This window comes from Fuscovulum blasticum DSM 2131 (genome assembly GCF_003034965.1).
In the GTDB taxonomy this organism is placed as follows: domain Bacteria; phylum Pseudomonadota; class Alphaproteobacteria; order Rhodobacterales; family Rhodobacteraceae; genus Pseudogemmobacter; species Pseudogemmobacter blasticus.
Map to the genome: position 1 here is coordinate 48,539 of NZ_PZKE01000006.1, position 20,167 is coordinate 68,705.

Annotated in this window: 20 protein-coding genes; 13 read left to right on the top strand and 7 right to left on the bottom strand. The window is 67.8% G+C overall.

The window, feature by feature from the left end; translation table 11 throughout:
• Nucleotides 1-33: 33 nt before the first annotated feature.
• A complete protein-coding gene (locus C5F44_RS07800; RefSeq protein WP_107672958.1) occupies nt 34-1,239 on the top strand; it encodes a pyridoxal-phosphate-dependent aminotransferase family protein in 1,206 nt (401 codons plus the stop codon).
• Nucleotides 1,240-1,787: 548 nt separating this feature from the next.
• The gene (locus C5F44_RS07805; RefSeq protein ID WP_219908668.1) at nt 1,788-2,204 is read left to right on the top strand and encodes a GNAT family N-acetyltransferase; all 417 of its coding nucleotides are present in this window, start codon (nt 1,788-1,790) and stop codon (nt 2,202-2,204) included.
• 81 nt (nt 2,205-2,285) lie between these two features.
• Here C5F44_RS07805 and ilvN read toward each other — a convergent pair whose 3' ends face one another.
• Together ilvN and C5F44_RS07815 are read right to left on the bottom strand one after the other, a co-directional pair.
• A complete protein-coding gene (ilvN, locus tag C5F44_RS07810) occupies nt 2,286-2,846 on the bottom strand; it encodes an acetolactate synthase small subunit (protein WP_107672959.1) in 561 nt (186 codons plus the stop codon).
• A 65-nt stretch (nt 2,847-2,911) separates the two neighbouring features.
• Nucleotides 2,912-4,657, bottom strand: coding sequence for an acetolactate synthase 3 large subunit (locus tag C5F44_RS07815; RefSeq protein ID WP_107673119.1), 1,746 nt, complete (start codon nt 4,655-4,657; stop codon nt 2,912-2,914).
• A gap of 400 nt (nt 4,658-5,057) precedes the next feature.
• Between C5F44_RS07815 and gstA the strand changes: the two genes are divergently transcribed.
• The 7 genes from gstA to phoB all read left to right on the top strand — a co-directional run bounded on the left by gstA (nt 5,058) and on the right by phoB (nt 10,891).
• Nucleotides 5,058-5,663 (top strand): glutathione transferase GstA, encoded by a 606-nt coding sequence (gene gstA / locus C5F44_RS07825; protein ID WP_107673120.1) that lies wholly within the window; start codon nt 5,058-5,060, stop codon nt 5,661-5,663.
• Between the two features lie 204 nt (nt 5,664-5,867).
• Nucleotides 5,868-6,974: a TRAP transporter substrate-binding protein gene (locus C5F44_RS07830; RefSeq protein ID WP_107672961.1), complete on the top strand. Its 1,107-nt coding sequence runs from the start codon at nt 5,868-5,870 to the stop codon at nt 6,972-6,974.
• A 162-nt stretch (nt 6,975-7,136) separates the two neighbouring features.
• The gene (locus C5F44_RS07835) at nt 7,137-7,589 is read left to right on the top strand and encodes an RbsD/FucU family protein (protein ID WP_107672962.1); all 453 of its coding nucleotides are present in this window, start codon (nt 7,137-7,139) and stop codon (nt 7,587-7,589) included.
• A gap of 38 nt (nt 7,590-7,627) precedes the next feature.
• Nucleotides 7,628-8,551 (top strand): ribokinase, encoded by a 924-nt coding sequence (locus tag C5F44_RS07840; RefSeq protein WP_107672963.1) that lies wholly within the window; start codon nt 7,628-7,630, stop codon nt 8,549-8,551.
• A gap of 124 nt (nt 8,552-8,675) precedes the next feature.
• On the top strand, nt 8,676-9,473 hold the full coding sequence (pstB, locus tag C5F44_RS07845) for a phosphate ABC transporter ATP-binding protein PstB (protein ID WP_107672964.1): 798 nt from the start codon (nt 8,676-8,678) through the stop codon (nt 9,471-9,473).
• A 7-nt stretch (nt 9,474-9,480) separates the two neighbouring features.
• Nucleotides 9,481-10,188: a phosphate signaling complex protein PhoU gene (gene phoU / locus C5F44_RS07850; protein WP_107672965.1), complete on the top strand. Its 708-nt coding sequence runs from the start codon at nt 9,481-9,483 to the stop codon at nt 10,186-10,188.
• A gap of 10 nt (nt 10,189-10,198) precedes the next feature.
• A complete protein-coding gene (phoB, locus tag C5F44_RS07855) occupies nt 10,199-10,891 on the top strand; it encodes a phosphate regulon transcriptional regulator PhoB (protein WP_107672966.1) in 693 nt (230 codons plus the stop codon).
• A gap of 191 nt (nt 10,892-11,082) precedes the next feature.
• Here the strand turns inward: phoB and C5F44_RS07860 are convergent, their stop codons facing one another.
• Both C5F44_RS07860 and C5F44_RS07865 read right to left on the bottom strand, forming a co-directional pair.
• Entirely contained in the window at nt 11,083-12,417 is a 1,335-nt protein-coding gene (locus C5F44_RS07860; protein ID WP_235822569.1) for an aspartate aminotransferase family protein, read from the bottom strand.
• A gap of 5 nt (nt 12,418-12,422) precedes the next feature.
• Nucleotides 12,423-13,463 carry a phosphotransferase gene (locus C5F44_RS07865; protein ID WP_146161915.1) on the bottom strand — a complete coding sequence of 347 codons (1,041 nt, stop codon included), beginning with the start codon at nt 13,461-13,463 and terminating at the stop codon, nt 12,423-12,425.
• 186 nt (nt 13,464-13,649) lie between these two features.
• Here C5F44_RS07865 and C5F44_RS07870 point away from each other — a divergent pair, with 186 nt between their 5' ends.
• The 3 genes from C5F44_RS07870 to C5F44_RS18255 all read left to right on the top strand — a co-directional run bounded on the left by C5F44_RS07870 (nt 13,650) and on the right by C5F44_RS18255 (nt 16,127).
• Nucleotides 13,650-14,267 carry a hypothetical protein gene (locus C5F44_RS07870; protein ID WP_107672968.1) on the top strand — a complete coding sequence of 206 codons (618 nt, stop codon included), beginning with the start codon at nt 13,650-13,652 and terminating at the stop codon, nt 14,265-14,267.
• 97 nt (nt 14,268-14,364) lie between these two features.
• Complete coding sequence (locus tag C5F44_RS18250) at nt 14,365-15,897, top strand: alpha/beta hydrolase (protein ID WP_107672969.1); 1,533 nt, start codon at nt 14,365-14,367, stop codon at nt 15,895-15,897.
• Between the two features lie 107 nt (nt 15,898-16,004).
• A complete protein-coding gene (locus C5F44_RS18255; protein ID WP_268876919.1) occupies nt 16,005-16,127 on the top strand; it encodes a hypothetical protein in 123 nt (40 codons plus the stop codon).
• Between the two features lie 16 nt (nt 16,128-16,143).
• Here C5F44_RS18255 and moaA read toward each other — a convergent pair whose 3' ends face one another.
• Nucleotides 16,144-17,148 carry a GTP 3',8-cyclase MoaA gene (gene moaA / locus C5F44_RS07880; protein ID WP_107672970.1) on the bottom strand — a complete coding sequence of 335 codons (1,005 nt, stop codon included), beginning with the start codon at nt 17,146-17,148 and terminating at the stop codon, nt 16,144-16,146.
• 86 nt (nt 17,149-17,234) lie between these two features.
• Here moaA and C5F44_RS07885 point away from each other — a divergent pair, with 86 nt between their 5' ends.
• Nucleotides 17,235-17,705, top strand: coding sequence for a hypothetical protein (locus C5F44_RS07885; protein WP_107672971.1), 471 nt, complete (start codon nt 17,235-17,237; stop codon nt 17,703-17,705).
• A 99-nt stretch (nt 17,706-17,804) separates the two neighbouring features.
• Here the strand turns inward: C5F44_RS07885 and C5F44_RS07890 are convergent, their stop codons facing one another.
• A complete protein-coding gene (locus C5F44_RS07890) occupies nt 17,805-18,485 on the bottom strand; it encodes a DNA alkylation repair protein (RefSeq protein ID WP_107672972.1) in 681 nt (226 codons plus the stop codon).
• Between the two features lie 16 nt (nt 18,486-18,501).
• On the bottom strand, nt 18,502-20,097 hold the full coding sequence (locus C5F44_RS07895) for an OpgD/OpgG family glucan biosynthesis protein (RefSeq protein ID WP_107672973.1): 1,596 nt from the start codon (nt 20,095-20,097) through the stop codon (nt 18,502-18,504).
• Nucleotides 20,098-20,167: the final 70 nt, after the last annotated feature.

Genomic DNA, 20,167 nt, shown 5'->3' on the forward strand with positions numbered 1-20,167 from the left:
CCGCGTCTGCGATCCCCCAAGGAGTTTCCCCGAATGAGCCTTGCCCACGGCCACCCCTATCTGGCCATTCCCGGCCCCTCGACCATGCCCGACCGGGTGCTGCGGGCAATGCACCGGGGCAGCCCGAACATCTATGAAGGGCCGCTGGTCGAGATGGTTGCCGGGATCTGGCCCGATCTGCGGGCCGTTGCGGGCACCACCCAGCATGTCGCGGCCTATATCGGCAATGGTCATGCCGGGTGGGAAGCGGCGAATTCCAACCTGTTCTCGCGCGGGGAAACCGCGCTGGTGCTGGCCTGCGGGCAGTTCGGCCAATCCTGGGCGGCCCATGCCCGCGCCATGGGCATCGAGGTGCAGGTCGAGGATTTCGGGCGCCAGTCGCCCGCCGATCCGGCCCGGCTGGAACAGATCCTGCGCGCCGACCGCGAGCACCGCATCAAGGCGGTGCTGACGACGCATGTCGATACCGCCACCACGCTGCGCAACGACATTCCCGCCCTGCGCGCCGCGATTGATGCCGCCGGTCATCCGGCGCTGTTCGCGGTGGATTGCATCGCCTCGATGGGCTGCGATGAATACCGGATGGACGACTGGGGCGTCGATGTCACCGTGGCGGCCAGCCAGAAGGGGCTGATGACGCCGCCCGGTCTAGCCTTCGTCTGGTTCTCGGAAGCGGCGAAACAGCGCTGCGGGCAGGGCGACATGGCGTCGCCCTACTGGCGCTGGGGGCCGCGGGCGGAACCGGCCGAGTTCTGGCAATACTGGGACGGCACCGCGCCGACGCATCACCTGTTTGGCCTGCGCGAGGCGCTGACCATGCTGCTGCATGAAGAGGGGCTGGCGCAGGTCTGGGCCCGTCACGATGCGCTGGCCCGCACCGTCTGGGCCGCGTTCGAGGCCTGGGGCGCGGGCAACCCTGCCATTGCGCTGAACGTGGGCCAGCCCGACTGGCGCGGCCGTTCGGTCACGGCGGCGCGGTTCGGCGGCGATGCGGCCACCCGGCTGCGCCGCTGGTGCGAGACCCGCGCCGGGGTGACGCTGGGCATCGGCCTTGGCGCCGGCACGCCGGAAGACCCCAACGCCGATGGCGCGCTGCGCGTGGCGCATATGGGCCATGTGAACGCCCATATGACGCTGGGCGTGCTGGCGGTGATGGAGGCCGGGCTGAAGGCGCTGGGCATCCCGCATGGCAAGGGCGCGCTGGAGGCCGCCGCGCAGGTGGTGGCCGACCGGGCCTGAGGGGCCCCGTGCTGCTGTCAGAAGGGAGATGCTCTGGCCGGGTTGAGAGCGGCGTCAGCCGCCCCGGCCAGCGCCCGACCGCCCCATGGGCGGGCGCTTTTGCGCTGTCGGTTCTTCGTTCGGTTGGTGGGAGAGGCCGCACCATAAAGCGCCGGCCTCGCGCCGTTGGAAACGCCCACCCGCGGTCGGGGGCTGGCCTGACGGTGTGGCAAGAGGAGGGGGCGCTGAACGGACGGTGCCAATAAGGCGCCCTGTCTCCCCCGTCAGAACAGAAGTCCCGGCCGGGTTAACAGCCGCGAAGCGGCCCCGGCCAGCGCCCGACCGCCCCCGGGCGGGCGCTTTTGCGCTGTGGGTTCTTCGTACAGCCCGTAGGAGAGGCCGCCCATAAAGCGCCGGCGTCGCGCCGTTGGAAGCGCCTACCCACGGTCGGGGGCAGGCCTGACGGTGTGGCAGGAACGGTGGGCGGCTTTGAGCCCATAGCAGTCACTTACAAGGCTCGCTAAGGTACTGGCCTGCGCGTGCGAACCTGTCCTTTGAGAAAGCCGGTCATGGCCGAAAACACTTACACAGTCGTCAAACGAACCCCCACTGTTGCGGAATATATGCAACTTCGCGCCGCGGCGGGCTTGAGCCCATTTTCCGAAGAGGCTGCCGCGAAAGGCCTGGCAGGCACGATCTTTGCCATAGTGCTTGAGCAGGGGGATCGCGTCGTGGGGATGGGCAGGCTGATCGGAGATGGTGGGTGCTTTTTCCAGATCGTTGATATTGCCGTGAACCCCTCGGATCAGGGGCTGGGGCTGGGCAAGACGATCATGCGAGAGCTTATGGAGTTCGTCACAACCCAACTTCCGGCATCAGCGTATGTCAGTCTCATAGCAGACGTGCCGGCCAATCAGCTCTACAAGAAGTTCGGCTTCGTCGAGACTGCACCCAGATCTCTCGGGATGGCTCGCCGAGCGCGGTAGCCGAACCTCCGCTCCGCCCCGCACAGCAACCGCCGGCCCGCCATTGCGGCCTGACCGGCGGTTGCGGGAATTGTCTGCGGATCAGGCGCCGCGGGAGAGGGCGGCGACGCCGGTGCGGGCCAGTTCGCGCAGGCCCAGCGGGCGCAGCAGTTCGGCCAGGGCGTCGATCTTTTCCGGGGTGCCGGTGATTTCGAAGATGAAGCTTTCCAGCGTCGAATCCACCACCTTGGCGCGGAAGATCTCGGCCAGGCGCAGGGCCTCGATCCGGGCGTCGCCCTTGCCGGCCACCTTGAACAGCGCCAGTTCGCGCTGCACGCTGGGGCCTTCGACCGTCAGGTCGTGCACGGCGTGAACCGGAACCATCCGGCTGAGCTGCGCCTCGATCTGGTCGATCACCGCCGGCGTGCCGCGGGTGACGATGGTGATGCGCGAGCGGTGGCCGGTGTGGTCGACCTCGGCCACGGTCAGGCTGTCGATGTTGTAGCCACGGCCCGAGAACAGGCCGATCACGCGGGCCAGCACGCCCGGTTCGTTTTCGACGATCACAGCCAGGGTGTGGCTTTCCTCGACCTCGACATGGCTGTCGCGTAGGTCATAGGCGGAATGGCTGGAAGCGCCCTTCTTGATGTTCAAGGCCGACATGCGGCTTTCCCTTCTGCAAATATTCCACGGGGGGCCGGGGGCGCGACGCCCCCGGTTCCGACATCTCAGACCAGAGCCGCGCCGGCCTTGAAGGCCTCGGCATCGGCCGAGAGCAGCATTTCGTTATGCGGCTTGCCCGACGGGATCATCGGGAAGCAGTTCTCGTGCTTCTCGACCAGGCAATCAAAGATCACCGGCCCGTCATAGCGGATCATTTCCAGGATCGCGTCGTCCAGATCCTTGGGATCGCTGCACTTGATGCCCTTGCAGCCGAAAGCCTCGGCCAGCTTGACGAAATCGGGCAGGCTCTCGCTCCAGCTTTGCGAATAGCGTTCGCCATGCAAGAGTTCCTGCCACTGGCGCACCATGCCCAGGCGTTCGTTGTTCAGGATGAACTGCTTGACCGGCGCGCGGAACTGCATCGCCGTGCCCATTTCCTGCATGTTCATCAGCCAGGACGCCTCGCCGGCGACGTTGATCACCAGCGCCTGCGGGTGGGCGATCTGCACGCCGATGCTGGCGGGCAGGCCATAGCCCATGGTGCCAAGGCCGCCCGAGGTCATCCAGCGGTTGGGGTCTTCGAAGCCAAGGAACTGCGCCGCCCACATCTGGTGCTGGCCCACTTCGGTGGTGATGTAGCGGTCCATGCCCTTGGTCAGCGCCTCAAGCCGCTGCAGGGCGTATTGCGGCTTGATGGTGGTCTTGCTGGGCTCATAGGCCAGGCAGTTGATCTTCTTCCAGTCGTTGATCTGCGCCCACCAGCGGGCGATGCCGTCCTTGTTGACCTTGCGGCCGCGCGCCTTCCACACCTTCAGCACGTCTTCCAGCACATGGCCGACATCGCCGATCACCGGCAGGTCAACCCGGATCACCTTGTTCACCGAGGACGGGTCGATGTCGATCTGCACCTTGGTCGAGTTCGGACTGAAATCCTTGACGCGGCCGGTGATCCGGTCGTCGAAGCGCGCGCCGACCGCGATCATCAGGTCGCAGCCGTGCATGGCGAGGTTGGCTTCATAAAGGCCGTGCATCCCCAGCATCCCCAGCCACGACTTGCCGCTGGCCGGATAGGCGCCCAGGCCCATCAGGGTGGAGGTGATCGGGATGCCCGTCGCATCGACCAGTTCGCGCAGCAACTGGCTGGCGCCCTTGCCGGAATTGATGACCCCGCCGCCGGTGTAGAATACCGGGCGTTCGGCGGTTTCCAGCATCTCGACCAGCCGGGTGATGGCGTCGATGTCGCCCTTGACGCGCGGCTGGTAATGGTCGGGCTTCATCCGTTCCGGCCCGGTGTATTCGGCCTGGGCGAACTGCACATCCTTGGGGATGTCGATCAGCACCGGCCCCGGCCGGCCCGACCGGGCCACATGGAAGGCGCGGTGAATGGTTTCGGGCAGCCTGGCGCTGTCCTTCACCAGCCAGTTCATCTTGGTGCAGGGGCGGGTGATGCCCACGGTATCGGCTTCCTGGAAACCGTCGGTGCCGATCATGAAGGTCGGCACCTGGCCGGTCAGCACCACGATCGGGATCGAATCCATCAGCGCATCGGTCAGGCCGGTCACCGCATTGGTGGCCCCCGGGCCGCTGGTCACCAGCGCCACGCCCACCTTGCCGGTGGACCGGGCATAGCCCTCGGCCATGTGGATCGCGCCCTGTTCATGGCGGACCAGAACATGCCGGATGTCGTTTTGCAGGAAAATCTCGTCATAGATCGGAAGGACGGCGCCGCCGGGATAACCGAAGACAACCTCGACCCCCTGATCCTTGAGAGCCTGCACCACCATCTTCGCGCCGGTCATCGACCTTGTCATCGCTTGCATCCCTTGCCGTCCGAACCAAGAAAAAGCCCCCGGGTGGGTTTCCCGAGGGCGCATGGTCACCATCATGGTGTGCCGTTACCGGCCCATGCGCCTGTCCCCAAGAACTACGAGAATGTCGGTCATCGCCGCCCTCATGCCTTTTCCGCGGCGGAAACTAGGCTGCGGCTGCAAGGGCGTCAACTGCAAAAGCGCATGGAAAATATCCCGGGGCCGCTGAAAATTGAACTTATCTTGCGTCTCGATGCCGCATCGGCGCAACTTTCGGGAATTCGTGCAGCAGCGCAGCCCCCTTTGTGCGGGGCTGAGTCGCGGTTGCCCCTTCTGCCGGCGCCCGCATCTGCGCTATCACGTCACCATCCGCCGCGGTGGTCGCGGCGAGGAGGGGTTGCAGATGAAGCTTTACTATTCGCCCGGGGCCTGTTCGCTGGCATCGCATATCGTGCTTGAGGAGGCCGGTGTCGCCTACAGCGCCGAAAAGGTGAACCTGCGGGAAAAGCAGACCGAAAGCGGCGCGGACTATCTGGCGATCACCCCGCGCGGGGCGGTGCCCGCGCTGGCGCTGGACGGCGGCGAGGTGCTGACCGAAGGCGTTGCCATCATGCAATATGTGATGGACAGCGCGAAGCCGGGGGCGCTGCCGGCGGCCGGCACGCTGGGCCGCGCCCGGCTGCAAGAGGCGCTGAACTATGTGGCGACCGAGGTTCACAAGACCTATTCGCCGCTGTTCCGTGGCCTTGAGGGGGCCGCGAAGGAGGCGCAGCTTGCGCTGCTGGATGCGCGGCTGAAGGTGATCGAGGACCGGCTGGCCGATGGCCGCGCCTTCCTGACCGGGGCCGCGTTCACCCCCGCCGATGCCTATCTGTTCACCGTGACCAACTGGTCGCGCCCGATGGGGCATGATCTGTCGCGCTTTCCGCGGATCGAGGCGCTGCGCGCCCGCATTGCGGAACGCCCCTCGGTGCAGGCGGCGATGAAGGCCGAAGGTCTGCTCAAGTGACAGGCATCTGCCTTGCAGATGGGCGGTGCGGCACGGGCCGCGCCGCCTGACGCAGGGTCAGCCGCTTGCGCCGCGATCAATTCGGCGCAAGCTTTTCGCCCCACATGAAAAACCGGTTTGCAAGCCGCGACTTGCTGGCTAGGGTTCCGTCATCGACCTGCGCCGGCAAAGCACAGGGCCGCTGACACATGTGGAGGAGAATTCATGGATCGTCGTTCCTTTCTGACGAAGGCCGCCGTTGGCGGCACGATGGCGGCAGGTGCCACCGCCCTGGCCGCGCCGGCCATCGCGCAGACCGCCCCCAAGGTGACCTGGCGTGTCACCTCGTCGTTCCCGAAGTCGCTCGACACCATCTTCGGCGCGGCCGAGACCATGTCGAAATACGTCTCGGAAATGACCGACGGCAACTTCACCCTGCAGGTGTTCCCGGCGGGCGAACTGGTGCCCGGCCTTGAGGCCGCCGATGCCGTTTCTGCCGGCACGGTCGAAGCCTGCCACACCGTTCCCTATTACTTCTGGGGCAAAGACCCGACCTATGCGCTGGGCGCCGCCGTGCCCTTCGGGCTGAACGCCCGGATGATGAACGCCTGGTTCTACTATGGCGGCGGCATCGACATGATGAACGAGTTCTACGCTACGCAGAACCTGATCGCCTTCCCGGCCGGCAATACCGGCGTGCAGATGGCGGGCTGGTATCGCAAGGAGATCAACTCGGTCGAAGACCTGAAGGGTCTGAAGATGCGGATCGGCGGCTTCGCCGGCAAGGTGATCGAGAAGCTGGGTGTGGTTCCGCAGCAGATTGCCGGCGGCGACATCTATCCGTCGCTGGAAAAGGGCACCATCGACGCGACCGAATGGGTCGGGCCGTATGACGATGAAAAGCTCGGCTTCTACAAGGTCGCGCCCTACTACTACTATCCCGGCTGGTGGGAAGGTGGCCCGGCCATCGCGACCATGATCAACCTGGCCAAATGGGCCGAACTGCCGCCGGCCTATCAGGCGGCGCTCAAGGCGGGCTGCGTGGTGGCCAACACCGACATGCTGGCCAGCTATGACTGGAAGAACCCCACGGCGCTGAAGTCGCTGGTGGCCAACGGCGCGCAACTGCGCCCGCTGCCGCAAGACGTGCTGCTGGCGGCCTTCGAAGCGGCCAACCAGACCTACGCCGAAGTGTCGGCCGGCAACGCCACCTTCAAGAAGATCAAGGAATCGCAGGATGCCTTCCGTCGCGATGCCTACCTGAATGCGCAGATCGCGGAATACAACTACGACGTGTTCATGATGTCGCAACAGCAGGCCGGCAAGCTCTGACCCTTGCCTGACCTTTGAACTTGCGGCCCCGGAGAACCTTCTTCGGGGCCGTTTTCATTTGGCCCGCGCGGGTGCGGCTGCCCACTGGCGCGGCGGCGCGCAACTGTGCATCCTGCGGGCAGGGGCCGCGCGGCGATGGTCGCAGCGACGGGCGGAGGAGACATGCTGAAGGGAATCGACAACCGGCTGAATGCCGAGGTGCTGGGCTGCCTGCGCGCCATGGGGCATGGCGATGTGCTGATCCTGGCCGATACCAACTTTCCGGCCGAGGCGGTGGCCCGGGCCACGGTGACGGGCCGGGTGCTGCGGATGGAGAACCTGACCGCCGCCGAGGCGGCGAAGGCGATCCTGTCGGTGCTGCCGCTGGACACGTTCGTCGAGGATTTCGCCGGCCGGATGGAAGTGGTGGGGGCGCCCGATCAGGTGCCTGCGGTGCAGGGCGAGGTGCAGGCCGAGATCGACCGCGCCGAAGGCCGGCCACGGCCTATGGTTGCGGTCGAACGCTTTGCCTTTTACGACTTGGCCCGGCAGTCCTTCGCCGTGATCCAGACCGGGGAGCGGCGGTTCTACGGCTGCTTCATGTTCCGCAAGGGCGTGATCCCGCCTGACGCCTGATACCCGAGACCCAAGCCCGATACCGGAGTGCTGTGCCCATGAAACCCATCGTCATCCTTGGCATCTTCGTGGCCGATACGGCCTTTCGCGCGGACCGGCAGCCGAAGATGGGCGAAACCCTGCTGGGCCATAGCTTCGCGCTGGGGCCGGGGGGCAAGGGGTCGAACCAGGCGGTGGCGGCGGCCATGGCGGGGGGCAAGGTGCATTTCATCACCCGCCTCGGCCGTGACGATTTCGCCGCCATCGCGCGGACGACCTGGGCCAAGGCCGGGGTCCACCCCGAGGTGACCGAGGATGCCGAAAGCTATACCGGGGCGGCCTTCGTCTTTCTTGAGGCGGCCACCGGCAACAATGCCATCATCGTGGCGCCGGGGGCTGCCGCCCGCATCACGCCCGAGGATCTGGAGACGCGGGCCGATCTGATCCGCGGCGCCTCGGTCTTTGTCGCCCAGTTGGAACAATCGGTCGCGGCGGCGCGGCGCGGGCTGGAAATCGCGCGGGCGGCGGGGGTGCGGACGATCCTGAACCCCGCACCGGCGGCGACGCTGGACGATGCCATGCTGGCGCTGTGCGATTTCATCACCCCGAACGAAAGCGAGGCCGAGGCGCTGACCGGCATCCCGGTCGTCACCGTGGCCGATGCCGAACGCGCCGCCGATGCGCTGCTGGCGCGCGGCGTGGGGGCGGTGATCGTGACGCTGGGCGGCAATGGCGCGCTGTACCGCGACGCCAGCCGCAGCCTGCATCTGCCGGTCATCAGCGCCGGCCCCGTGGTGGAAACCACCGGCGCGGGCGATGCCTTCAACGGCGGCTTTGCCGTGGCCCTGAGCGAGGGCCGCGACGTGATCGAGGCGGTGCGCTTCGGCTGCGCCACGGCGGGAATCAGCGTCACCCGGCCAGGCACCGCCCCGGCCATGCCGGCGCGGTCCGAGATCGACGCGCTGCTGGCGCGGCAGGGCTGACCGCGCCCGGGCGGGGCGAAACGGCGCTGTCGCCCGGAATTCGCAAAACTGTCATACAGCCGTTACAGCTTCGCCGCAGAACCGGCGCACAGAGGCCCGCGAAGCACGGTGGCCGGAGGCAGACATGAACGACATGCGAGTGGTGGAGCGGACGGTGTCCAACGATTCGACCAAGATGAAGGCCGAGGCCGTGAACGTGCATTACGGCACGACCCATGCCCTCAAGGATGTGTCGGTGGACATCCGCGAACGGACCGTCACCGCCTTCATCGGCCCGTCGGGCTGTGGCAAATCCACCTTCCTGCGCTGCCTGAACCGGATGAACGACACCGTGGCTTCGGCCCGGGTCACCGGAAAGATCACGCTGGACGGTGAGGACATCTATGCCCGCGAGGTGGACCCGGTGCAGTTGCGCGCCAAGGTCGGCATGGTGTTCCAGAAGCCGAACCCGTTTCCAAAGCCGATCTATGACAATGTGGCCTATGGCCCGCGCATCCACGGTCTGGCCCGGGGCAAGGCGGAACTGGACGCGTTGGTCGAGGCCAGCCTGCGCCGTGCCGCGCTGTGGGACGAGGTGAAGGACCGGCTTGATTCCCCGGGAACCGGCCTGTCGGGCGGCCAGCAACAGCGCCTGTGCATTGCCCGCGCCATTGCCACCAGCCCCGAAGTGCTGCTGATGGACGAGCCCTGTTCGGCGCTGGACCCGATCGCCACCGCGCAGGTCGAGGAGCTGATCGACGAATTGCGCAGCGAATTCTCGGTGGTGATCGTCACCCATTCCATGCAGCAGGCCGCGCGCGTCAGCCAGAAGACCGCCTTCTTCCATCTGGGGGTGCTGGTCGAATTCGGTGACACCGGCGAGATCTTCACCAATCCGCGCGACCCGCGGACCGAAAGCTACATCTCTGGCCGGATCGGATGAGCAGGGCATGATGCGCGACCCCCATATCGTTTCGTCCTTCGACAAGGATCTGGAAAGCGTCCAGGCCATGGTCATGCGCATGGGCGGGCTGGTCGAGAAGGCGCTTCTCGAAGCCGTCGAGGCGCTGGAAATGCGCGACGAGGCGCTGGCCGAACGGGTGCGCGCCGGCGATGCCGCCATCGACGCGCTGGAAGAGCAGATCCAGACCGAATGTGCCCGCATCCTTGCGCTGCGGTCCCCCACGGCGACCGACCTGCGCACCGTGCTGACGGTGATGCGGCTGGCCGCCGCGCTGGAACGGTCGGGCGATTATGCCAAGAACCTGGCCAAGCGGTCGCTGGTGCTGATGCACATGGCGCCGGTCAACGGCGCACCCGGCGCGATCCGGCGGATGGCACGGGCGGTGGTGGCGCTGCTCAGCGATGCGCTGGACGCCTATATCGCGCGCGACCCGGCCAAGGCGGCCGAGGTGCGGCTGCGCGATGCCGAGGTGGACCAGATGTATGCCGCGCTGTTCCGGCAGTTCCTGACCTACATGCTGGAAGATCCGCGCACGATCACCCCCTGTATGCACCTGCATTTCATCGCCAAGAACATCGAACGGGTGGGCGACCACGCGACCGCCATCGCCGAACAGGTGATCTATCTGGTCGAAGGGGCGGTGCCCGAAACGGCGCGGCCCAAGGTCGACAGCGTGCCGATGGCCGAAGGCTGAGGAGACAGAGATGGCGCAGGACAAGCGGCCCACGGTTCTTCTGGTCGAGGACGAACCCGCGCAGCGCGAGGTGCTGTCCTACAACCTTGATGCCGAAGGCTTCCGGGTGACGGCGGCCGACAATGGCGAGGATGCGCTGATCCTGGTCGAGGAAGAGGCGCCCGATGTCATCATCCTGGACTGGATGATGCCGAAACTGTCGGGGATCGAGGTCTGCCGCCGCCTGAAGATGCGGCCCGAGACGCGATCGATCCCGATCATCATGCTGTCCGCCCGCGCCGAGGAGGTGGACCGCATCCGCGGCCTGGAAACCGGCGCCGATGATTACGTCATCAAGCCCTATTCGGTGCTGGAGCTGATGGCGCGCACCCGCGCCCAGTTGCGCCGTGTGCGTCCTTCGACCGTGGGCGTGGTGCTGGAGTTCGAGGATATCCGCCTTGACCCGGAAACCCACCGCGTCACCCGGTCCGACCGATCGCTTAAACTGGGCCCGACCGAGTTCCGCCTGCTGTCCACGCTGATGGAAAAGCCCGGCCGGGTCTGGAGCCGCGAACAGTTGCTGGACCGGGTCTGGGGGCGCGACATCTATGTCGATACCCGCACGGTGGACGTGCATGTGGGCCGGCTGCGCAAGTCGCTGATGCAGCATGGCGGTGAAGATCCGGTGCGCACGGTGCGCGGCGCCGGCTACGCGCTGGGCTGACCTTTTCAGCGGTGCGGCCGCAAGGGCGGCCGCAGGTTTCCTGTCTCGCCTCTGACGCGCGAAGACGCGCGTCAACCGGCTCGGACCGTGCCTCCGGCGGGGATATTTGCCGGACAGAAAATGCCGCATCTGTTCATTTTCTGTCCTCAAATATCCCGGGGGTGCGGGGGCAGCGCCCCCGCCTGCGACGCCTATGCAGGGTTATGCTCTGCCAGAACCGCGCCAAGGGCCGACAGGAACTGTTCGGCATTGCTGGTTGAAAACGGCAGCGGCGGGCGGATCTTCAGGATATTGCCCTGCGGGCCGGTGGCCGAGATCAGCACCCGCCGGTCACGCAGGCCGTTGACGATGCGGCCGGCGGCGGCCGGGTCGGGGGCGCCGTCCTGCAGGATGTCCACCGCCAGGAACAGGCCCGCGCCGCGCACGTCCCCCAGGGTTTCGGGGTGGCGGGCGGCCAGTTTGCGCAGGCCTTCGGCAAAGGCGGCGCCGGTGACTTCGGCGTGGTGCATAAGGCCTTCGTCCTGGATGACGCGCAGCACCTCCATCGCCACGGCGGCGGCCACGGCATTGCCGCCGAAGGTGTTGAAATACCGCGCCTGCGCGCCGAATTCGGCAATCACATCGGGCCGCAGCACCAGCCCCGCCACCGGGTAGCCGTTGCCCATAGGTTTGCCCAGCGACACCATGTCGGGCAGGATGCCATGGCGCTGGAAGCCCCACATCGAGCCGCCGGTGCGGCCGAAACCGGGCTGCACCTCGTCGGCCAGGAAGAGGCCGCCTTCGGCGCGGATGGCCTCTACCGCCGGGGCAAGGAAACCGGGCGTGTCCAGCCAGAGGCCGTCGGAGGAAAACACCGTGTCCACGATCAGCATCGCAGGGCGAAGGCCCTTGTCGCGCAGGGCGGCACAGGCGGTGCGCACGGCGGCGGCGAAGCCTGCGGCGATGCCGCCGGGGTAATTGGCCGGACTGGGGGCGGGGATGGCAATGACCTCGGGCCCCGGGGCCACGGCAGGGCCGATCGACATGGACATCTGCGCGGTGGCCAGCGTGACGCCGTGATAGGCGTTGTCGGTGACGATGACGCCGGTGCCGCCGGTGGCCGCGCGGGCCACGCGATAGGCCAGATCGTTGGCTTCCGACCCGGTGCAGGTGAACATCACATGGCCAAGCGGATCGGGGAAGGTTTCCAGCAGCCGTTCGGCATAGTCGAGGATACCGTCGTGCAGATAGCGGGTATGGGTGGCCAGCGTGGCGGCCTGCCGCGCCATCGCCTCGACCACGCGGGGGTGGCAATGGCCGACACAGGCGACGTTGTTGTAGCAATCAAGCCAGGGGTTGCCCTGCGCATCATACAGCCAGACGCCCTGACCGCGCACCAGATGCACCGGGGTTTCGTAGAACAGCCGGTAAGCCGGCCCCAGCGCGCGGGTCCGCCGCGCGACCAGCGTCTCGTCGGCGGGCGACAGGCGGCCCTTGCCGGGGGTATAGGCGTTGACCATCTGGCCGATGCGGGGCGAGGGGGGCATGGCGATCACTCCAGTCCGGTGGCGCGGGCGAAGGCGGCGGTGGCAGCGGCGCGGTCGATCCGGCGAAAGGCGGCAAGGCCCGCGCGGGCCGAAGGGGCGTTGCGCAGGATGTAGGGGGCGTTTTCGGGATAACGCGCCGCCCGCCAGTTGGCGATGGTCAGGGTGGTGACCATGCGGGCGGTGATCAGGTCGAACAGCAGCGCCACCTCAGGCCCGGTCAGCGGCAGGCGGGCGGCATAGCCCGACAGGAAGGCGGAAAGGCTTTCCAGCGCCTGGTCGGGGTCGATCTGGTAGGCGGCGGCGGTGGCCAGGTCGCAGATGCGCGGGGTGCGCACCATGTCGCCGAAATCGAGGATGCCGGTGACGCGGGTCGGATCGTCGGGCGCGACCAGCAGGTTATGCGGGTTGAAATCGGCGTGGCAGACCTGCGCGGGCAGGCGCGACAGCGCGGGCGAGATCCGGGTTTCGAAATCGGCCACGAAGGCGGCCGCCTCGGCGCGCAGGTCAGAATCGGCCAGGCTGGGCAGCAGCGGGGCCAGGCGGGGCACCTGCTTGATGTCCCACAGAAGGATGTGGTCATCGGCGGGGTGGGCGTAGTCGGCCAGCGCGGCGGTAAGGCGGGCCAGCGCGTCGCCCACGGCGCGGCGTTGGGCAGGGCCGTGCGGGGCCGCGTGCAGCGGGGCGCCCTCCAGCCAGGTCAGCAGCCGCAGCCGGCCCTGCGGCAGCGCCACCCAGGGGGCGCCGTCGCGGGTGGGCACCAGGCGCGGCACCGGCAGGGCGGGATCGCGGGCGGCGACATGCAGCAGCGCGCCGGTCTGGAAGCCCGTCATCGGCTCTGGCTCGGCCGGGTTCGCCAGCTTGACCATGAAGCGGCCCTGCGGTGTGGTCAGCCGGTGGTTCAGGTCGCGTTCCGAGGTGAGGGGCGACAGATCCCCCGCAAGGCCCCAGTGCCGCGTCAAAAGGGGCGCAAGCGCCCCGGGTGCAAGCTCCGGGGGCGGCAGGGTCAGCAGGGCGCCGAGCGCGTCTTGGGTCTGGGTGTCGGGCATGGGATCGGCCTTGGGTCGGCGCCAGATGACCACAGGCGGCGCCCTTGCGCCAGAGGGAAGGCGGCGGAAGAGGCCGGCGCCTGCCGGACCGTAGGATAACCTGACTTTCGCACCGCGGGCGGCTGTGCTGCACTGGCTGCATGGCGGGCCTGTTTTCCGCCGGACCTTTTTGAACGGAGCATTCTGATGTGCGACTTTACGATGATTCTGTCGGCGCTGGCGGCTGCGCAGGTGGCACTGGCGCTTGCCATTGCGCTGACGGTGACGGCGATTGCGGTGAACGCTTCCTTTTTCGGGGCGCCGGGCGCGATTGCGCCCTTTGCCGGCGCGGTGGTCAGTGCGGCCATCGCAGCGGTCAGCCTGGCCATGGCCAGCGATGCGCTGTCCAATCCGGCCTGCGCGGCGGCGGGGGCCTGCGGGGCCGAACTGGCCTCGGCCCGGGCGGCGATTGACCTGCTGACCGCGACCATGGCGGCAACCGCCGTTGTCGGGGTGGCCGCGATGGTGCTGGCGGGGGTGCCGGTGGCGGGCGGGGTGGCGATGGGGGGCTATACGGCCGGTCTGATCGTGGCCTCGGTCGGCATCGCGCCGGGCAGCATGGCGATTGCCGCGTTGCAACGCTGCGCCGACGCCGCCGCCTCGACCCGGACGGCGGATGTGCTGGTGGTGACGGGCGTCATTGTCGGGCTGATCGGGCTGGGGTTCGTGATCATTGCCATCGGCACCGGCGGGCGCGGCACGGAGCAGGGCGAGGACGACGATCCCTGGGGGCCGAAAGACCGCGACCGGCCGCTGAACGGCTGAAACCGGCGCGGGCCTGGGCAAGCTGCCCGGCCCGCGGCATTTTCGGGGGTGACTTTCCGCCGTGCCGCGCCAGATAAGGGCGCAAAGGGCGGGACGCATGAGACTGGGACAGGGCATAGAACAGGCACGGGTGGCATCGCTGGCGATGCTGCGGATGGCGCTGATCGTGGGGCTGGCGGTGGCCGGGCTGTGGCTGGCGCTGGCGAAGCTGCACGATCAGGCCGCCGGGGTGCGGGTCGAGCGGGTGGATATTGAAGGGGTGCCGGCGCAGGTGTTCCGCCCCGAGGGGCCGGCGAAGGGGCCGGTGCTGGTGATCGAGCACGGCTTTGCCGGTTCGGCCCGGATCATGGACAGTTTCGCCCTGTCGGCGGCACGGGCCGGCTATGTGGCGGTCAGCTATGACAGTGCGGGGCACGGGCGCAATCCGGCGCCGCTGTCCGGGTCGATCACCGAAATCGACGGCGCGACGGTCACGCTGCGGCGCGAGCTGGAAACGGTGATGCGGGCCGCGCGCGGCTATGGCGACGGGCGGCTGGCGGTGCTGGGCCATTCGATGGCGACCGACATCGTGGTGCGGGCGGTGCGGTCGCAAGGCGGGGTGGATGCGACCATCCTTGTGTCGATGTTTTCGCGCGAGGTGACGCCCGCCACGCCGCCCAACCTGCTGGTGGTGACCGGCGAATGGGAGCCGCGCCTGCGGCAGGAGGCGCTGTGGGCGGCGGGGCTGTTGGACCCATCCGCTCAGGAAGGCGAGACGGTCGGGTTCGAGGGTAACTGGCGGCGCGCGGCAGTGGCGCCGCATGTCGAACATGTCAGCGTGCTGTTCTCGACCGCGACCATGGCCGAGATGGTGGGCTGGCTGGACCAGACCTTCGGCGCCGCGCCGCAGGGGGCGTTGGCGGACCGGGGCGGCTGGATCGCGCTGCTGCTGTTGTGCGGGGCGGTGATGGCCGGGCAGGGGATGCGGCTTTTGCCGCAGGTGGCGGCCGCACCGCAGGGGGCGGGCCTGCCGTGGCGGCGGCTGTGGTGGGTGGTGCTGGTGCCGGTTGTCGTGGTGCCGCTGGGGTTGCGCTTTGTGCCGACCGGGTTCCTGCCGGTTCTGGTGGCCGATTATCTGGCGGTACATTTCGCGGCCTTCGGCGGGGTGCTGGCGCTGTGCCTGTGGCGGGCGGGCGCGCCGCGGCCCGACTGGCCGCTGCGGGCGCTGCTGGCCGGGCTGATCGGCTTTGCGCTGGTGGCGGGGCTGATCTTCTGGCCGATCGACGCCTATCTGACGAATTTCTATCCCGGCCCGGGCCGGGCCGTGGTGATGGCCGCGATCCTGGCCGGCACGCTGCCCTGCTTTCTGGCGCTGGAATGGGCGATGCGGGGCGCCGGTGCGGGGCGGCTGGAGGGGGTGGCGCTGAAGGCGGGGCTGCTGGTCAGCCTGCTGATTGCCGTGGCGCTGGATTTCGAGCGGCTGATGTTCCTGCTGATCATCCTGCCGGTGGTGGTGCTGGCTTTCCTGCTGTTCGGCTGGCTGTCGGCGCGGGCCTATGGCGCGACGCGGCACCCGTTTGCCGGGGCGCTGATGCAGGCGCTGGCCTTTGCCTGGGCCCTGGGCGTGACCTTCCCACTGCTGGCCGGATAAGGCTGGATTGACATTACATAGTAATTCAGTCAGGAATTGATCCGCACCCAGCCATGCCCCGAAAAGGGGCCCAGTCCGGTGGACCGCGCAACGGAAGGGATCACGCGATGACGGGCAAGGACGGGCTGGATCGTCAGGACTGGACGGATCTGCTGCGGCAGGCGCTGGCGGGGGCCTTCCCGCTGATGGCGCTGGAGGCGTTGCTGGACCGGGTGGAAGCGCCGCGCTGAGGCGGGCACCGTCGGTTCAGCCTCCGGTATGGCTCATGTGGCGGCTGACCTTGCCGCTGACGCCGCTGCGCGAATAGTCGAAATCATGGCCCTTGGGCTTGCGCGCTATTGCGGCGCGGATGGCCTGTTCGACGGCGGCATCGTCAGGGCTGGCGCGCAGGGGCGCGCGCAGGTCGGCACGGTCTTCCTGGCCCAGGCACATGTAAAGTTCGCCCGTGCAGGTCAGCCGCACCCGGTTGCAGCTTTCGCAGAAGTTATGGGTCAGGGGCGTGATGAAGCCGATCTTCTGGCCGGTTTCCTCGATCCGCACATAGCGGGCGGGGCCACCGCTGCGTTCCAGCAGATCGGTCAGGGTGAACCGGCTGGCCAGACGGGCGCGCAGGTCGCGCAGGCTCCAATACTGGTCAAGACGGGCGTGTTCGACATCGCCCATCGGCATGACCTCGATGAAGGTCAGGTCATGGCCTTCGCGGGCGCACCAGTCGGTCAGCGAGAACAGCTCGTCCTCGTTCACGCCTTTCAGGGCGACGGCGTTGATCTTGACGCGCAACCCGGCGGCGCGGGCGGCGGCGATGCCGTCCAGCACCTGCGGCAGGCGGCCCCAGCGGGTGATGGCGGCGAAACGGTCCGGGTCCAGCGTATCAAGGCTGACATTGACGCGGGTCACGCCCAGATCGGCCAGCGGCCGGGCAAAGCGGGCCAACTGGCTGCCGTTGGTGGTCAGCGTCAGTTCCTGCAGGGCGCCGGTGGCCAGATGGCGCGACATCGCCTCGAAAAAGGTGAGGATGCCCCGACGGACCAGCGGTTCGCCCCCGGTGACGCGCAGCTTGCGCACGCCCATGCGGACGAAGGCAGAACAGAGGCGGTCAAGCTCTTCCAGCGTCAGAAGGTCTGCCTTGGGCAGGAAGGTCATATGTTCCGCCATGCAATAGGTGCAGCGGAAATCGCAGCGGTCGGTGACCGAGACCCGCAGATAGCTGATGGCGCGGGCGAAGGGGTCGATGAGGGGCGCGTCGGTCATTGCCGGAAGGTAGGCGCGGCGGACCCTTGCCACAAGCACCAAAGCGGCAGTTGCGGGGCGGCGGGCGGCAGACTATCGTCGTAGGCATGATGAAACATTCCCTTGTCCTGTTGTCGTTCGCCGTGGCCCTGTCGGGCTGTGCCGCCATGGATCGCCTGTCGGGCAAGCCGCCCGCCGCCAAAGACCCCGCCCTGGCGACCGAGTTCGCGCCGGCGGTACAGACCACGCCGCTGGGGGGCAGCGGACAATCGGCGGCCTCGCTGGACACGACCAGCGCGGCAGAGAAATCGGCGGCGCTGGCGGTGAAACCGACCGGGGGCGAGCGGACGCTGGGCCAGTCGGTGGTGGCCCTGGGGCCGCCGGCCGAACAGGGCCTCTGGGTGCAGTCGGAACTGGTGACGGCGGCGGCCAAGGGCCGGGTCGTGGCGCCGAACGGAAAGTCGCTGGCGGTGGACCTGCGGCCGGGCAGCGGCGGGGCGCTGATGTCGCTGGGCGCCTATCAGGCGTTGGGGATCGGGCTGACCGAATTGCCGAAAATCACGATCTACGGTCCCTGACGAGCGCAGGCCGGGCGCGGGCCGGGACGCAGGCGGGGGCGCTGCCCCCGCACCCCCGGGATATTTAAGGACAGATGAAATGCCCGGGGCGTGCGGCCGTCAGGCCAGCAGCCGCGCGGCTTCCTTGCGGGCAAAGGGTTTCATCGCCTCGCCATGGCGGGCAAGGAAGGCGCGAGTGCGGTCGGCATCGTGTTTCGACAGGTCGCGCAGCCACCAGGCCACGGCTTTCTGGATGAACCAGTCCGGGTCGGCCACATAGCCGGCGGCCCAGCCAAGCACCCGGTCGCGGATGGCGGCGTCTTCGGGTTTCGGGAAATTCTGCTTGGTCCAGGGCAGCGTCATCACCAACGCGGCGCGGCGCGTCCACATATGGGGCGAGGTGGTCCAGCTTTCGACCGTATCAAGGCGGGACGGATCGGCCAGAAGGCGGCGTTCGCCGGCGTCGCAGGCATGGTCGGCAATGGCCCAGGCGTCGAAGGTCGGCACCCAGGAGGCGATCAGATCCCAGGCCGCCTGATCGGGGCGCAGCCGGGCCTGCGTCAGCAGTTTCGCCGCCGCCACCCGCGCCTCGTGGATGTCGGTCTGCCACAGCGCATCGGCCAGCGCGACCCGGTCTTCGACCGTCATTTCGGCCCGCCAGCCGTTCGCCAGATCGGTGATCTGCGGCACGGTCACGCCCAGATAGCGGCGCGGCGCCTTGTGATAGGCGGCCATCTCGGGCGTCTTGGCCGGGTCGGCCGCCGCTTCAAGCGCGGTCAGGGCCGTGTCGAGCGTGACCATGCCGTATCCTTTCCGGTCAGGGGGCTGCGTCGAGAAGTTTGCGCATCTGCGACGGGAAAAGCTGCAGCAGCATGGTTTCGCTTTTCGCCGCCCCCTTGTGGCTGACGAAGAGCCGCAGGTCCATGGGGGTATCATCGCCCGGCGGCACCATCGAGAAATCAAGATCGAAGATGCCGCGCCAATAGGACTGGCCCACCACCGGGAAGGCGGCGGTCTTGTCCACCTTGCCATGGCTGGCGGTGACTTCAAGCGTGACGCCATCGGTCGGACCAAGGCCTTCCAGCCCGCGACCATCAAAATCGCAGACCAGCTTGACCGCGTTTTCCGGCCGCGGTTCGCCCGGCATCCCGGCCGCCCCGATGCGGGTGGCGATGAAGCGGGCGGCGGTGGGGGCGACGGGGCAATCCTCGACCCAGGACAGGCGATAGGCCATGTCGAAGGTGGCGCCCTTTACCGCCGGGGTCGCGGGCTGCCAGAAGGCGACGATGTTGTCATGCGTCTCATCCTCGGTGTGCAGTTCGACCAGGGTCACGGTGCCGTTGCCCCAGTCGCCCTTGGGTTCGACCCAGGCGCTGGCGCGGCGGTCGTAGAACACGCCGTCATCCTGATACTGGGCAAAGTCGCGTTCGCGCTGCATCAGGCCGAAGCCCCGGACGCCCGGTGTCGAGAAGGTGTTGACCATGTTGCGGGGCGGGGCGTTCAGCGGCCGCCAGATGGTTTCGCCGCTGGCCGACAGGATTTCGAGACCGTCCGAGTCATGCACCTCGGGGCGCCAGTCCACCGAGACGAAGCGGTTGGTCTTGTTGAACCAGAACATCGAGGTCAGCGGCGCGATGCCAAGCCGTTCGACGGTGCCGCGCAGGAAGATCGTCGCCTCGACATCCTGAATGACGCCTTTGTCGCGGCGCGAGGCAATGCGATAGGCGCCGGTGGCGCGCGGGCTTTCCAGCAGGGCGTAGGCGGTCATCTCGCCATTGGGCGAGGGTTCCAGCCAGAAGCGGGTGAACAGCGGAAATTCCTCGGGGCCGTTGGCAAGGGCGGTGTCCATCGCCAGGCCGCGCACCGACAGGCCGAACTGGCCGGAATAGCCTTCGGTCCGCCAGTAGGAGGCGCCGAGGAAGGCCATCCAGTCGCGCCCCGATTTCGCATCCTGTACCCGGAAGCCGGCGAAGCCATGGGTGTGGGTCAGATTGCGGGCGGGGTTGCCTTCGGGAATGTCGAACAGGTCAAGCGCGAAGGGAAACTCGGTCGCCATGCCGCCTTCAAGGGTGAAGATGCGCACCGGCTGGCGGAAGTAGCGGCCGGGAAAGAACGGCTGCACCGGAGACATGTCGCCGCTGTTCAGCCAGAGCGTGCGGTCCTTGCGGAAGCTGATCTGGTTGTGGGCGTCATAGTCGACCTGTTCCAGAACCGCGTCGTCTTCGATCTTCGCGGGTTCATAGGGATGGGCCGCCAGGGTGCGGGCCATTTCCTTGAGGATCTCGAAGGTGAAGGGCGTGGGTTCGGCGGCGGGGCTGCCGGTCTGGGCCAGGGCCAGACGGGGCAGCAGGAAAAAGGCGCCGGCGCCAAGGGCGCTGCGAAGGATGTCGCGACGGTGGGGATGGGGGGGCATGGCTCGGGCTTGGGGTTCGGGTTGCGGCGGGTTGCAAGGCACCCGCTTTCGCGCGCTGTGGTAGAGCGGC

Excerpts from the sequence above, each read along its gene's own strand:
- C5F44_RS07800 (WP_107672958.1), top strand. The coding sequence starts at position 34 with ATGAGCCTTGCCCACGGCCACCCCTATCTGGCCATTCCCGGCCCCTCG.
- C5F44_RS07805 (WP_219908668.1), top strand. The coding sequence starts at position 1,788 with ATGGCCGAAAACACTTACACAGTCGTCAAACGAACCCCCACTGTTGCG.
- ilvN (WP_107672959.1), bottom strand. The coding sequence starts at position 2,846 with ATGTCGGCCTTGAACATCAAGAAGGGCGCTTCCAGCCATTCCGCCTAT.
- C5F44_RS07815 (WP_107673119.1), bottom strand. The coding sequence starts at position 4,657 with ATGACAAGGTCGATGACCGGCGCGAAGATGGTGGTGCAGGCTCTCAAG.
- gstA (WP_107673120.1), top strand. The coding sequence starts at position 5,058 with ATGAAGCTTTACTATTCGCCCGGGGCCTGTTCGCTGGCATCGCATATC.
- C5F44_RS07830 (WP_107672961.1), top strand. The coding sequence starts at position 5,868 with ATGGATCGTCGTTCCTTTCTGACGAAGGCCGCCGTTGGCGGCACGATG.
- C5F44_RS07835 (WP_107672962.1), top strand. The coding sequence starts at position 7,137 with ATGCTGAAGGGAATCGACAACCGGCTGAATGCCGAGGTGCTGGGCTGC.
- C5F44_RS07840 (WP_107672963.1), top strand. The coding sequence starts at position 7,628 with ATGAAACCCATCGTCATCCTTGGCATCTTCGTGGCCGATACGGCCTTT.
- pstB (WP_107672964.1), top strand. The coding sequence starts at position 8,676 with ATGAACGACATGCGAGTGGTGGAGCGGACGGTGTCCAACGATTCGACC.
- phoU (WP_107672965.1), top strand. The coding sequence starts at position 9,481 with ATGATGCGCGACCCCCATATCGTTTCGTCCTTCGACAAGGATCTGGAA.
- phoB (WP_107672966.1), top strand. The coding sequence starts at position 10,199 with ATGGCGCAGGACAAGCGGCCCACGGTTCTTCTGGTCGAGGACGAACCC.
- C5F44_RS07860 (WP_235822569.1), bottom strand. The coding sequence starts at position 12,417 with ATGCCCCCCTCGCCCCGCATCGGCCAGATGGTCAACGCCTATACCCCC.
- C5F44_RS07865 (WP_146161915.1), bottom strand. The coding sequence starts at position 13,463 with ATGCCCGACACCCAGACCCAAGACGCGCTCGGCGCCCTGCTGACCCTG.
- C5F44_RS07870 (WP_107672968.1), top strand. The coding sequence starts at position 13,650 with ATGTGCGACTTTACGATGATTCTGTCGGCGCTGGCGGCTGCGCAGGTG.
- C5F44_RS18250 (WP_107672969.1), top strand. The coding sequence starts at position 14,365 with ATGAGACTGGGACAGGGCATAGAACAGGCACGGGTGGCATCGCTGGCG.
- C5F44_RS18255 (WP_268876919.1), top strand. The coding sequence starts at position 16,005 with ATGACGGGCAAGGACGGGCTGGATCGTCAGGACTGGACGGATCTGCTG.
- moaA (WP_107672970.1), bottom strand. The coding sequence starts at position 17,148 with ATGACCGACGCGCCCCTCATCGACCCCTTCGCCCGCGCCATCAGCTAT.
- C5F44_RS07885 (WP_107672971.1), top strand. The coding sequence starts at position 17,235 with ATGATGAAACATTCCCTTGTCCTGTTGTCGTTCGCCGTGGCCCTGTCG.
- C5F44_RS07890 (WP_107672972.1), bottom strand. The coding sequence starts at position 18,485 with ATGGTCACGCTCGACACGGCCCTGACCGCGCTTGAAGCGGCGGCCGAC.
- C5F44_RS07895 (WP_107672973.1), bottom strand. The coding sequence starts at position 20,097 with ATGCCCCCCCATCCCCACCGTCGCGACATCCTTCGCAGCGCCCTTGGC.